Annotated in this window: 11 protein-coding genes; 10 read left to right on the top strand and 1 reads right to left on the bottom strand. The window is 65.7% G+C overall.

Features of this window, described 5'->3' with window-relative positions:
- Positions 1-63 precede the first annotated feature (63 nt).
- The 7 genes from OPU71_RS00145 to atzF all read left to right on the top strand — a co-directional run bounded on the left by OPU71_RS00145 (position 64) and on the right by atzF (position 8,169).
- Positions 64-1,185 carry a BMP family ABC transporter substrate-binding protein gene (locus tag OPU71_RS00145; protein ID WP_267723756.1) on the top strand — a complete coding sequence of 374 codons (1,122 nt, stop codon included), beginning with the start codon at positions 64-66 and terminating at the stop codon, positions 1,183-1,185.
- Positions 1,186-1,195: 10 nt separating this feature from the next.
- Positions 1,196-2,293, top strand: coding sequence for an ABC transporter permease (locus OPU71_RS00140; RefSeq protein ID WP_267723755.1), 1,098 nt, complete (start codon positions 1,196-1,198; stop codon positions 2,291-2,293).
- Entirely contained in the window at positions 2,290-3,210 is a 921-nt protein-coding gene (locus tag OPU71_RS00135) for an ABC transporter permease (RefSeq protein ID WP_267723753.1), read from the top strand. The genes OPU71_RS00140 and OPU71_RS00135 overlap by 4 nt, the downstream gene beginning before the upstream one ends.
- Positions 3,211-3,226: 16 nt before the next feature.
- A complete protein-coding gene (locus tag OPU71_RS00130) occupies positions 3,227-3,922 on the top strand; it encodes a cysteine hydrolase family protein (RefSeq protein WP_172200084.1) in 696 nt (231 codons plus the stop codon).
- 10 nt (positions 3,923-3,932) lie between these two features.
- A complete protein-coding gene (locus OPU71_RS00125) occupies positions 3,933-5,513 on the top strand; it encodes an ABC transporter ATP-binding protein (RefSeq protein ID WP_267723750.1) in 1,581 nt (526 codons plus the stop codon).
- Between the two features lie 155 nt (positions 5,514-5,668).
- Complete coding sequence (locus OPU71_RS00120; protein WP_267723748.1) at positions 5,669-6,358, top strand: cysteine hydrolase family protein; 690 nt, start codon at positions 5,669-5,671, stop codon at positions 6,356-6,358.
- Positions 6,355-8,169: an allophanate hydrolase gene (gene atzF / locus OPU71_RS00115; protein ID WP_267723746.1), complete on the top strand. Its 1,815-nt coding sequence runs from the start codon at positions 6,355-6,357 to the stop codon at positions 8,167-8,169. The genes OPU71_RS00120 and atzF overlap by 4 nt, the downstream gene beginning before the upstream one ends.
- A gap of 146 nt (positions 8,170-8,315) precedes the next feature.
- Here the strand turns inward: atzF and OPU71_RS00110 are convergent, their stop codons facing one another.
- On the bottom strand, positions 8,316-9,152 hold the full coding sequence (locus OPU71_RS00110) for a hypothetical protein (protein WP_267723744.1): 837 nt from the start codon (positions 9,150-9,152) through the stop codon (positions 8,316-8,318).
- Positions 9,153-9,651: 499 nt separating this feature from the next.
- On the opposite strand from OPU71_RS00110, the gene OPU71_RS00105 reads away from it, so the two are divergent.
- The 3 genes from OPU71_RS00105 to OPU71_RS00095 are packed head-to-tail and all read left to right on the top strand — an operon-like array spanning position 9,652 to position 12,259.
- Positions 9,652-10,686 (top strand): ABC transporter substrate-binding protein, encoded by a 1,035-nt coding sequence (locus OPU71_RS00105; protein WP_267723742.1) that lies wholly within the window; start codon positions 9,652-9,654, stop codon positions 10,684-10,686.
- Positions 10,687-10,693: 7 nt separating this feature from the next.
- Positions 10,694-11,473: an ABC transporter ATP-binding protein gene (locus tag OPU71_RS00100; protein WP_267723740.1), complete on the top strand. Its 780-nt coding sequence runs from the start codon at positions 10,694-10,696 to the stop codon at positions 11,471-11,473.
- 9 nt (positions 11,474-11,482) lie between these two features.
- Positions 11,483-12,259, top strand: a complete 777-nt coding sequence (locus OPU71_RS00095; RefSeq protein ID WP_267723738.1) for an ABC transporter permease — start codon at positions 11,483-11,485, stop codon at positions 12,257-12,259.
- Positions 12,260-12,278: the final 19 nt, after the last annotated feature.

Raw genomic sequence — 12,278 nt, 5'->3', positions numbered from 1 at the left:
GAGTGATGCAAGCCATGCAGCGCACACGCCGATTGCCATTGACCACGAGCAGGGAGAAACGCCATGCAGGATCGTTCCAGGTTTTCGCGTCGCAACTTCATCAAGGCCGCCGCTGCGGCGCCGGCGCTCGCCTTGCTGCCCGCCGCGGTGCGCGATGCCATCGCGGCCGGTGGCATCACGGTGGGCTTCATCTACGTGGGTGCGCGCGATGACTTCGGCTACAACCAGGCGCATGCGCAGGCCGCCGCCGCGCTGAAGAAGCTGCCGGGCGTGAAGGTGATCGAGGAAGAAAAAGTCGCCGAAACCGTTGCGGTGCAGAAGAGCATGGAAGCGATGATCGTGCAGGACAAGGCGGCGGTGATCTTCGCCACTTCCTTCGGCTATTTCGATCCGCATGTGCTGAAGGTGGCGGCGAAGTACCCCAAGGCGCACATCGCGCACTGCGGCGGCATGTGGACTGAAGGCAAGCATCCGAAGAACGTGGCGAGTTACTTCGGCTACATCGACGAGTGCCAATACCTCAACGGCGTGGTCGCCGGCCTCACCAGCAAGACCGGCAAGTTCGGCTTCGTTGCCGCCAAGCCGATTCCGCAGGTTCTGCGCAACATCAACGCCTTCACGATGGGCGCGCGCTCAGTGAACCCGAACGCCACCACCCGCGTGATCTTCACCGGCGACTGGGCGATGCCGGTGAAAGAAGCCGAGGCGGCCAACAGCCTGCTCGACCAGGGCTGCGATGTACTGACCTGCCATGTGGACGGGCCGAAGGTCGTAGTCGAAACTGCCGAGCGCCGCGGCGCATTCAGCTGCGGCTATCACGCGAGTCAGGCCAAGCTCGCGCCGAAGGGCTATCTCACCGGCGCCGAGTGGGACTGGGTCACCCCCAACACCACCTTCGCGAAGGCGCTGCAGGAAGGCAAGCCCTTCCCGAACTTTGTCCGCGGTGGCCTCAAGGAAGGCTTCGTGAAGATGTCGCCCTACGGTGCGGCGGTGGGCGAGAAGGCACGCAAGGCGGCCGACGATGTGAAGGCCAAGATGCTCAAGGGCGAGTTCGTCATCTTCAAGGGGCCGCTGAAAGACAACACCGGCAAGGAAGTGATCCCCGCCGGCAAGAGCTTCGCGCAACAGGCGATCGAGCTGGAGGGGATGAACTACCTCGTCGAAGGCGTGATCGGTTCGGTCTGAGGCAAACCCGATGAGCGCCGCGCCTGCCCGCCCACGTCCGCTGATCGATGCGCTGCTGCCCGTTGCAGCGCTGGTGATTGCGCTGATGCTGTTCTCGCTGTTCGTGGCGATGGAGGGGCAGGCGCCGCTGGAGGTGCTCGAAACCATCTTCGCCGGTGCCTTTGGTGATGCCTTCGGCTGGCAGAACACGCTGCTGCGTGCGGCGCCGTTGATCCTCACCGGCCTTGCCGTCGCGATTCCGGCGCGGGCCGGTCTGGTGATCATCGGCGGCGAGGGCGCATTGGCCTTCGGCGCCTTGGGGGCCGCCGCCGCGGCGCTGGCCCTGGCCGGCAGCCCGAACCCGGTGATCTGGCTCGGCATGGCGCTGGCGGGCATGCTCGCCGGCGGCCTGCTGATCGGCTTTGCCGGTGCGCTGCGGCAGTGGCGCGGCGTGAACGAAACCATCTCCAGCCTGCTGATTTCCTACATCGCCGTGGCCCTGATGAATCACTTCGTCGAAGGGCCGCTGCGCGATCCGGCCAGCCTTAACAAGCCCTCAACCCTGCCGCTGGCGCCCGAAGCCATGCTGGGCAACCTGCCGGGGCTCGATGTGCATGTCGGCCTCGCGGTCGGCCTGGTCTGCGCCGTGCTGGCCTGGGTTTTCCTGCGCTTCACGATCTGGGGGTTCACGGTGCGCGTGGTGGGCGGCAATCCGCGCGCCGCGGCGATGGCGGGGCTTGCGGTGACCCCCTGGGTGATCGGGCTCTGCGCTGCGGGCGGCGCCATGGCCGGGCTTGCCGGCATGCTTGAAGTGGCGGCGGTGCACGGCAGCTGCAATGCATCGGTGCTGGTCGGCTATGGCCATGCCGGCATCCTGATTGCCTTCATCGCGCGGCAGAACCCGCTGGCGGTGATCCCTGCGGCAATCCTGATCGGTGGCATCGGCGCCGCGGGCAGCCTGCTGCAACGGCGGCTCGACATGCCCGACGCTACCGTGCTGGTGCTGCAGGGCATCTTGTTCGTCGTGCTGATCGCGATGGAAACACTGCGCGGCCGCGCCTGGCGGATGCCGCAGCTGCCCGCGCCGCGCCTTGCCAAAGCCACGCCAGCGCCTGAGGAGCCCGCATGACGATCGATGCCATCACCGCGGTACTGCTGGCGATGCTCGGCGGCGCGATCCGCGTCAGCACGCCCTTCCTGTTCGTGAGCCTGGGTGAAACGATTACCGAGAAGGCCGGGCGCATCAACCTCGGCCTTGAAGGCACGCTGGTGATGGGGGCGATGAGCGCCTACGCCGCCTCGCTGCACAGCGGCAGCCCGTGGCTCGGCGTGTTGGCCGCCGCTGGCGCGGGCGCGGTGTTCGGCTTGCTGCATGGCCTGCTCGCGAGCCTGCGGCGGGTGAACGACATCGCGCTCGGCATTGCCCTGATGCTGCTCGGCACCGGGCTGGCCTTCTACTGGGGCAAGGCCTACATCCAGCCACAAGCGCCCACGCTCAGCGCCTTTCATCTGGGGGCCTGGAGCGATTCGCCGGCGCTGCGCTCCGCGCTCGACATCAACCCGCTCTTCATTGCCGGCCTGCTGCTCGCCTTCGCGCTGCACTGGGCCTTCGCCAACACCCGCATCGGCCTCACGCTGCGCCTGGTCGGCGACAGCGAAGCCGCCGCACGCGCGGCCGGCGCCGCGGTGATTCCTACCCGCATCGCCGCCACGGTACTCGGTGGCGCGCTGGCGGGGGTGGGCGGCGCCTTCCTCTCGCTGTTCTATCCGGGCAGCTGGAACGAAGGGCTCTCGAACGGGCAGGGGATCATGGCCGTCGCCCTGGTGATCTTCGCGCGCTGGCAGCCGCGCCGCTGCGTGCTGGCTGCGCTGATGTTCGGCGCCGCCGGGGCGATCGGGCCTGCCTTGCAGTCCGTCGGTATCTCGTCTGGCTACTACCTGTTCAATGCTGCGCCCTACGCGCTGACCCTGCTGCTGATGGCGCTGACCTGTTCGCGTGACACCAGCCTCAAGGGCGCGCCGGGCGAACTTTCCCTCAATCGTTGATGACCGAGGAACACGCATGAGCCTGACCCTGGATTCCAAGCCCTATCCCTGGCCCTTCGATGGCGCGCTGACGCCGGCGAACACCGCGCTCGTCATCATCGACATGCAGACCGACTTCTGCGGCAAGGGCGGCTATGTCGACACGATGGGTTACGACATCTCGCTGACCCGCGCGCCGATCGAACCGATCGGCAAACTGCTGGCGAAGTTCCGCGCGGCGGGGGCGCATGTGATCCACACCCGCGAAGGCCATCGGCCCGATCTGTCGGATCTGCCCGCGAACAAGCGCTGGCGTTCGCAGCGGATCGGCGCGGGCATCGGCGACGCCGGGCCCTGCGGCCGCATCCTCGTCCGCGGCGAACCGGGCTGGGACATCATTCCCGAGCTCTACCCGCTGCCGGGCGAGGTGATCATCGACAAGCCCGGCAAGGGCTCTTTCTGTGCGACCGATCTTGAGTTGGTGCTGCACACCCGCGGCATCCGCAACATCGTGCTGACCGGCATCACCACCGATGTGTGCGTGCACACCACGATGCGCGAAGCGAACGACCGTGGCTTCGAGTGCCTGCTGGTCACCGATGGTTGCGGCGCGACCGATTACAACAACCACCTTGCCGCGATCAACATGGTGCTGATGCAGGGTGGCGTGTTCGGCGCGGTGGCGGACTCGGCTGCGGTGCTCGCAGCCCTGGCCGCCTGGCCGGACGCCTGAGGCGCGCGCCATGTTCGAATCGGCAGTCGTTGTTCCGGGGCTTGAAACGCCACATGGCGAGGCGGCGGAGGTCGAGGTCTTGAACCTCACCAAGCGCTTTGGCGACTTCGTCGCGCTTGACGATGTGTCGATCCACGTCGCTGCGGGCAGCTTCCATGCGCTGCTGGGCGAGAACGGCGCGGGCAAGAGCACCCTGGTCAAATGCCTGATCGGCTACCAGCCGGCCGACACCGGCAGCGTCAGCGTCGACCGCCGCGAGCGCAACATCAGCAGCCCGCGCGAAGCGGCGGCCTTGGGCATCGGCATGGTGTTCCAGCACTTCACGCTGGCGCCGAACCTCTCGGTGGCGGAGAACCTGTTGCTCGCCCAGCCGCGGCTGCCCGCGTTGTTGGACTGGAAGCGCGAACGCGCCGCGCTCGAAGCCATGCTCGCCGAGATGCCCTTCCGCGTACGGCTTGATGCGCTGGCCGGCGAGCTGGCGGCGGGTGAGAAGCAGAAGGTCGAGATCATCAAGCAGCTTTACCTCAAGCGCCGTTTCATCATCCTTGATGAACCGACATCCGTGCTCACGCCGGGCGAGGCCGACGAGCTGCTGGGCTACCTGCAGACGCGCACCCAGGCGGGCAAGCTGACGGTGCTGATGATCACGCACAAGTTCCGTGAGGTGATGCGCTTCGCCGATGCGGTGACGGTGCTGCGGCGTGGCAAGCATGTGGCCGGCGCAAAGGTGTCGGAGACCGATCCGCAGCGCCTTGCGGTGGCGATGATGGGCGCCGAGGACGCGCAGCCCAAGCTGGCGACGCCTGTCGAATCCGGCCATGCGGCGGGCGCAGAAGTGTGGCAGGTAAGCGCCCTCACGGTGATCGGCGATCGCGGTGTGCCGGCCGTCGACAAGGCCACGTTCAGCGTGCGCGCGGGCGAAATCGTCGGCGTCGCCGGCGTCTCGGGCAACGGCCAGCGCGAGCTGGTCGAAGCGCTGCTGGGCCAGCGCCGCATCCTTGGCGGTGCCGTCAGCATTGATGGCAAGCCGTATCGCCAGCGGCGCCACGAGATGCAGGCGCTTGGCGTGCGCAGCCTGCCGGAGGAGCCCCTGCGCAACGCCTGCGTGGGCGAGATGAGCGTGGCGGACAATATGGCACTGCGCAGCTTCGACAAGGCGCCGCTCGCACGCGGCCCGTGGTTGCGGCCCAAGGCGCTGGCCGAGCAGGCGCGCAGCATGATCGAGCACTTCGGTGTGCGCACGCCCGGGCCGGGCGCGCCGATAGCGTCCCTGTCCGGCGGCAATGTGCAGCGTGCGGTGCTGGCGCGCGAACTGAGCGAAGGCACACAAGGCCCGGTGCGGGTGCTGATTGTGGCCAACCCGGTGTTCGGGCTCGACTTCCGCGCCGTTGCCGCCATCCACGCCCGGCTGCGCGCTGCGCGGGATGCCGGCTGCGCGGTGCTGCTGGTGAGCGAAGACCTCGATGAACTGATGGAGCTTTCAGACCGCCTGCTGGTGATGCACGCCGGGCAGATCGCTTACGCGTGCCCGCGCGCAGGTGCCGACGTGGCCACACTCGGGCGCTACATGGCTGGCGAAACGCACGCGTAGGGAAGGTCTGAATTAGTGAGCGAGAGGGATGCAGCGCAAGGCGCGGCGCGCGCAGCGACCAAGACATATCAGAGGGATAGGCGCGGGAGCGAGCACGCCGCAACGCGGCGATGCGCCGTCGCAGCCACTTATTCAGGCCATCCTTAGGAGGGCGTATGGAACTGGGTATCAACGCACAACCGGCGCCGTTCAGCTTCGAGACCACGCGCACCGCGCTGGTGATGATCGACATGCAGCGCGACTTCCTGCTGCCGGGCGGATTCGGCGAGGCGCTCGGCAACGACGTATCGCAACTGGCCGGGTGTATTTCACCTGCGCGGCAGTTGCTCGACTGGGCGCGCAGCGTGCGGATGAGCGTCGTGCATACCAAGGAAGCCCACGCGCCGGATCTGTCCGATTGCCCGCCGGCCAAGCTGCAACGCGGCGCGCCCGGCAAGCGGATTGGTGATCCGGGGCCGATGGGCCGCATCCTGATCGACGGCGAGTCCGGCAGCGACTTCGTGCCCGAACTGGCGCCGCTGGCCGGCGAGCGCGTGCTGCGCAAGCCGGGCAAGGGCGCTTTTTACGCCACCGACCTTGATGACTGGCTGCAGAAGCGAAACATCAGCAGCCTCATTTTTGCCGGCGTCACCACCGAGGTCTGCGTGCAGACGAGCATGCGCGAAGCCAACGACCGAGGCTACAACTGCCTGCTGATCGAAGAGGCCACCGCGAGCTACTTCCCGCACTTCAAGCAGGCCACGCTGGACATGGTGCGTGCGCAGGGCGGCATCGTCGGCTGGACGGCCAGCCTCGGCGAGCTGATCGTGGATCGTGAATCGCTCAATGTGAAAGCGCGCAAATGAGGCCTGCCGGATTGTCTTCAGACGCGCTGAGTCTCGACATCGCCAGCCTGCGTGCCGCGTATCTGGCAGGCGGCTTGACGCCGCTCGATGTGGTGGAAGTGATCCTGCGCCGCACCGTCGAAGACCCCAACTGCGTATGGATTACGCGACTGCCTGACGACGTGATCCGCGGCTACGCAAGCACGTTGGCCGGGCGCGATCCGGCGAGCCTGCCGCTCTACGGCATCCCCTTCGCGATCAAGGACAACATCGACCTTGCCGGCGTGCCGACCACTGCTGCCTGCCGCGAGTTCGCATACCAGCCGGATGCCAACGCGTTCGTGGTGCAGCGCCTGATCGACGCGGGCGCGATCCCGATCGGCAAGACCAACCTCGACCAGTTCGCCACCGGGCTCAACGGCACCCGCTCACCTTGGGGCGCGTGCCGCAACGCCTTCAACCCGGAATACATCTCCGGCGGATCGAGTTCCGGTTCGGCGGTGGCGGTGGCCAAGGGCTACGTCAGCTTCGCGCTCGGCACCGATACTGCGGGTTCGGGCCGCGTGCCGGCGGCCTTCAACAATCTGGTCGGCCACAAGCCGACGCTTGGCTGGCTGTCGACCTGCGGCGTCGTGCCAGCCTGCCGCTCACTCGATACGGTGTCGATTTTTGCGCTCACTGCCGAGGATGCCGAAGCGGTCACCTGTGCCGCGGCCGCTTTCGATGCCGATGACTGTTTTGCCCGCAAGCAGGAAGGGCACGGTTTTGATTTCGGCAGCGCGAATGCCCTCCGTGTCGGCGTGCCGAAGGCTTCGCAACTGGCCTTCTTCGGCAACACCGAGGCCGAGCGCCTGTTCGGCGAAGCACTGGCGCGGCTTGAATCGCTCGGCGGCGAGTTGGTCGAGATCGACCTGCAGCCCTTTCTCGATACCGCGAAGATGCTCTACGAAGGCCCCTGGGTGGCGGAGCGCTATGCGGCGATCCGCGCGTTCTTCGACGCCAGTCCCGAAGCGCCGCTGCCGGTGATCCGCGAAATCATCGGCGGTGCGCGGCAGTGGTCGGCCGCCGATGCCTACACCTACGGCTATCGCCTGAAGGCTGCCAAGCGGCAGTGCGACGCGGTGTGGCAAGCGGTGGATACGATCATCACGCCGTCGGCCGGCACGATCTACACGATCGCGCAGATGCTGGCGGACCCGATTCGCCTCAACGCGAACCTGGGCACCTACACCAACTTCATGAACCTGCTCGACTACGCGGCGACCGCGGTGCCGGCCGGCTTTCAGTCCGATGGCCTCCCCTTCGGCGTGACCGTGTTTGCCCCTGCGCATCAGGACGGCCCCTTGCTGCGGCTGGCGGCACGGATGCAGCGCGCGCTCGGTTCGCCGCTTGGCGCAAGCGGGCTCGCCCTGCCTGCCGTGTCGGCCCACCCAAGGCTGGCGGGTGGCCAGGTTCGCGTTGCGGTGTGCGGCGCCCACCTCCGTGGCTTGCCGCTCAACGGGCAACTCACCAGCCGCGGCGCGCGTCTGGTGGCTGAGGTGATGTCGGCGCCGGAATATCGTTTCGTCGCTTTGCCCGGCGGCCCACCGTACCGCCCCGGCATGATCCGTGTCGCCAGCGGCGGCTGCGCGGTGCAGATGGAAATCTGGGAAATGCCGGCCACCGCCTACGGCAGTTTCGTCGCCGGCATTCCGGCGCCGCTCGGCATTGGAACCGTGCGGCTCGGAGACGGCAGCAGCGTGCAGGGCTTCGTTTGCGAGGCGGCCGCCGCCGAAGGCGCGGAGGACATCAGCCACTTTGGCGGCTGGCGCGCCTACCTCGCCGCGCACTGAACGGCAAAGGCATCACATTCGCGTATCGCGCCGGCGGCGACGCTTCGCCGATGCGCAAAGCAACGTGCTGAATCAATAGTCCGGCACAAAAGGAAATGGCCCGCGAACTTCGCGGGCCATTTTGTCTTGCAGTTGTCGCCGAGCGATCAGAAGTGGAATTCGGCCTTGATCATCGGCGTGTTGGCGGTCGAGCCAACCAGCTTTTCGTGATCGTTACCGAACTTGTTCTGCCAGTACTCGTAGCCGACGCCGGCGAGGAAGGTGCCCTTCTTGTCGGCCAGCGCGCCCAGGTCGGCCATCAGGAAGATGTCGATCAGGGTTTCAGCCTTGGTTTCGTTGCCGAAGCCGTCCTTGCCCTTGGCGCCGGTGTAGCTGAAGAAGCCATTGACTGAGAGCGGCAGCGAGCCGGCGGCGAAGGGGATGCCCCAGGCGCCGGAAACGCGCCAGGTCGGGTCGAAGTCCACATCCTTGCCAACGATGCCGTTGTGGTTGGTTTCCTTGTAGTACAGCAGGTTCAGGTCGGCCCAGCCATCGAAGACGCCGAATTTCAGCGTCGGCCCGAAGGTGAACTTGCGCACGCGCGCGGCGAAATCCGTGTTCTTGGCGCTGAGGTCGAAGCCGGTACTGATTGCCACATCGCGAACCGGGCCGAATGCGAAGCTGTTGCCGGTGATCTTGCCCAGATGCATCTGGTTCACGTACACCGCATACACCTCTTGCGCGCCGCCACCGCCGCCGGCCGCCGGATCATTGTCGCCAGACATCAGGAAGTCCACGTTGAAGAAGTTGCTGCCGTACTTGAAGCCGCTGACGTGGGTGAGCGCGAAGATGTTTTTCTTGATGTCTTCGTCGATGCCGGGCTCGGCGAACTGCGTGCCGTAACGCCAGCTTGCGGAGGTGTCGCTCCATTCGGCGGCAACTGCCGGCGTGGCAGCAAGGGCGCACAGAACGGCAGCGGCGCAGATCGAAAGTTTGGCTTGCATTTGAATCTCCCTGTTTGTTCGGGCTGGCTGAAAACGGAATCGGAACACTGCTCTGCTGCCTCGGATCTGGCCCGGGCCGCTATTCGAGTCGATTCGATGCTATCAGCGCTTTTGAGTGCAGGGTTTATAAGCGGGATATTGAAACCGTAATAAGCGAGTGATTGCCGCCTGCCAAGGTGTTCGCGGGTTATGAGTGGCCGACGTATTTTTGCAACAAATCTCTGAAAGCGCCGTCCGGATTGACATTGATGCGGTGCGGTATTTGCTGGCGTTATATTGGGATTCGCTCAATCCTTATTGGTTGCCATTCGATGCGCCGAATTGATGCGGAAAGACTCGGTCTGCACCAAATAAAAACGCATATCGGATCAAATTGCACCAGAGTGGCGAATCGGCAGCGGTGGAAAATGCCCTCGGACTGCAATCGGTTGAATTTCCGCGTGGCACACGGATTGCTGAGATGGTGCAACGGCCCATGTTGCCCAATCAGGAGATCCAGATGCCTTCCCGCTTCACTCGTCGCACAGTCATCCAGCTTTTCGGTGCCGCTTCCTTGCTGCTCGCTGGCGCAAGCGCCCTGGCCGACGATGCGCTCAAGCTCAAGTTCACGCTCGACTGGCGCTTTGAAGGCCCCGCCGCCCCCTTCCTGCTCGCCAAGTCGAAAGGCTACTTTGCTGCCGAGGGGCTGGACGTCACCATCGACGCCGGCAACGGTTCGGCCGGTGCCGTGACGCGTGTTGCCACTGGCGCCTATGAAATGGGCTTCGCGGACTTCAATGCCTTGGTGGAATACGACGCCAAGCAGCCGGGCTCGAAGATTCAGGCGGTGTACATGGTCTACAACACCACGCCGGCCGCCGTCTTTTCGCTGAAGAAATCCGGCATCAACAAACCCGCCGATCTGCTCGGCAAGACGCTCGCGGCGCCGGTGTTCGATGCCGGCCGCAAGGCATGGCCCGCGTTTGCGAAGAGCAACAAGCTCGATCCCAACGCCGTGAAGTGGCAGTCGGTTGAACCCGCGCTGCGCGAAACCCTGCTGGCGCGCGGCGATGTGGATGCGATCACCGGCTTTTACTTCACCAGCCTGCTCAACCTCGAAGCGCGCGGCGTGAAGACGCAGGACATCGCTGTCATGCACTTTGCCGACAACGGCGTTGAGCTCTACGGCAACGCCATCATTGTTTCGCCAAAGTTCGCCGCCGAGCAGCCCAAGGCGGTGGCCGGCTTCCTGCGTGCGTTCAACAAGGCGCTCAAAGAGACCATCGCTGCGCCCGATGCGGCCGCGATGACGGTGAAGGAACGCGATGCGCTGGTAGACGCCGCACTCGAAACCCGCCGCCTCAAGCTCGCGCTTGCAACCAACGTCGTTACGCCCGAGGTCAAGGCCAACGGGCTTGGCGGTGTCACGCCCGAGCGCCTGCAGCGTTCGATTGCCGAAACCGCCGAAGCCTACGCGCTGCCCAAGGTGCCGAGTGGCGCCGAACTCTTCAACCCAGCCTTCCTGCCGGCCAAGGCCGAGCGGATGATCAAGTGAGGCACGGATGAGCTTCGTACGCTTCGAAAACGTCAGCCTCGCTTACACGGAGGATGGCCCCCGCGCGATCGAGGATGTGAGCCTCGACGTGCGTGAAGGTGAGTTCGTCGCCGTCGTCGGCCCTTCGGGGTGTGGCAAGTCGACGCTGATGAAGCTCGTCTCCGGCTTGCGCCTGCCCAACGACGGCTACGTCTATGTGAATGGCCGTCAGGTCGGCGGGCCGCTCAACCTGGTGGGCATGGCCTTCCAGGCAGCGAACCTGCTGCCCTGGCGCACCACCTTGCAGAACGTGATGCTGCCGATGGAAATCGTAGAGCCGTATCGCAGCGAACTACGCAGCAAGCGCGCCGAATTCGAGCAACGTGCGCGCGCGCAGCTGGCGGCGGTGGGCCTCGCGGGCTGCGAAGACAAATTCCCGTGGGAGCTTTCCGGTGGCATGCAGCAGCGTGCGTCGATCTGTCGCGCGCTGATCCACAAGCCGCGACTGCTGATGCTCGACGAACCCTTCGGCGCGCTCGACGCCTTCACCCGCGAAGAGCTGTGGTGCATGTTGCGCGACCTCTGGCAGGCGCAGCCCTTCACGGTGATCCTGGTCACCCACGATCTGCGCGAAGCGGTGTTCCTTGCCGACACGGTGTACGTGATGAGCGCGCGCCCCGGCCGCATCCTCGAACGGCGCGAGATCGACCTGCCACGCCCGCGCGATCTGGACCTGACCTACACCGATCAATTCGCCCGCCATGTGCACGCCTTGCGCGAGCACATTGGCCACGTCCGAAAACACTGAGGCAGCGCGATGGCCATTCGCCAGAAAACCCTGATGCGGCTTGCCCCCTGGGCGGTCACCCTGTTCCTCGTGATCATGTGGGAAGGCATCTGCGTGAGCTTTGCGGTGCCCGAGTTCCTGATGCCGGCGCCCAGCGCGGTGTTCAAGGCCGGCATTGCCACCGCGGGTCCAATCTTCGAGCACGCCACGCAAACCTTCTTCACCACCCTGGTCGGCTTCGCGTTGGCGGTGGCGGTGGGGCTGGTGATCGGCGCGGTGGTGGGTTCCTCACCGCTGGTCTACAAGGCGCTCTACCCGATGCTGGTCGGCTTCAACAGCATCCCCAAGGTCGCCTTCGTGCCGGTGCTGGTGGTGTGGTTCGGCATCGGCACGGTGCCGGCGATCCTCACCGCCTTCCTGATCTCGTTCTTCCCGGTGGTGGTGAACGTGGCGACCGGGCTGGCGACACTGGAGCCGGAACTCGAAGACGTGCTGCGCTCGCTCGGCGCCTCGCGACTGGACATCTTGCGCAAGGTCGGGCTGCCGCGCGCAATGCCGTACTTCTTCGCCTCGCTGAAGGTGGCGATCACGCTCGCCTTTGTCGGCTCGGTCATCTCCGAAACCGTCGCCTCGAACCTTGGCATCGGCTACCTGATGATGTCGGCCAGTTCGTCGATGAATATGCCGCTGGTGTTTGCCGGGCTGATCGTGATCGGTGCGATGGGCGTGGTGATGTACGAGCTGTTTGCCGCGCTGGAACGCCGGCTCACCGGCTGGGCGCATCGCGGCGCGGGCGCAGCACTCTGACGAAACCGGGCGCCGTATC

This window comes from Niveibacterium sp. 24ML, assembly GCF_026586805.1.
Taxonomy (GTDB): Bacteria; Pseudomonadota; Gammaproteobacteria; order Burkholderiales; family Rhodocyclaceae; genus Niveibacterium.
Note: the sequence above shows the minus strand (reverse complement) of the source record. Positions and strands in the feature narration are given on the sequence as shown.

What these genes read in the sequence shown, in the direction of transcription:
- OPU71_RS00130 (WP_172200084.1), top strand. Translation starts at nt 3,227, where the DNA reads ATGAGCCTGACCCTGGATTCCAAGCCCTATCCCTGGCCCTTCGATGGC.
- OPU71_RS00120 (WP_267723748.1), top strand. Translation starts at nt 5,669, where the DNA reads ATGGAACTGGGTATCAACGCACAACCGGCGCCGTTCAGCTTCGAGACC.
- OPU71_RS00135 (WP_267723753.1), top strand. Translation starts at nt 2,290, where the DNA reads ATGACGATCGATGCCATCACCGCGGTACTGCTGGCGATGCTCGGCGGC.
- OPU71_RS00145 (WP_267723756.1), top strand. Translation starts at nt 64, where the DNA reads ATGCAGGATCGTTCCAGGTTTTCGCGTCGCAACTTCATCAAGGCCGCC.
- OPU71_RS00125 (WP_267723750.1), top strand. Translation starts at nt 3,933, where the DNA reads ATGTTCGAATCGGCAGTCGTTGTTCCGGGGCTTGAAACGCCACATGGC.
- atzF (WP_267723746.1), top strand. Translation starts at nt 6,355, where the DNA reads ATGAGGCCTGCCGGATTGTCTTCAGACGCGCTGAGTCTCGACATCGCC.
- OPU71_RS00140 (WP_267723755.1), top strand. Translation starts at nt 1,196, where the DNA reads ATGAGCGCCGCGCCTGCCCGCCCACGTCCGCTGATCGATGCGCTGCTG.
- OPU71_RS00105 (WP_267723742.1), top strand. Translation starts at nt 9,652, where the DNA reads ATGCCTTCCCGCTTCACTCGTCGCACAGTCATCCAGCTTTTCGGTGCC.
- OPU71_RS00095 (WP_267723738.1), top strand. Translation starts at nt 11,483, where the DNA reads ATGGCCATTCGCCAGAAAACCCTGATGCGGCTTGCCCCCTGGGCGGTC.
- OPU71_RS00110 (WP_267723744.1), bottom strand. Translation starts at nt 9,152, where the DNA reads ATGCAAGCCAAACTTTCGATCTGCGCCGCTGCCGTTCTGTGCGCCCTT.
- OPU71_RS00100 (WP_267723740.1), top strand. Translation starts at nt 10,694, where the DNA reads ATGAGCTTCGTACGCTTCGAAAACGTCAGCCTCGCTTACACGGAGGAT.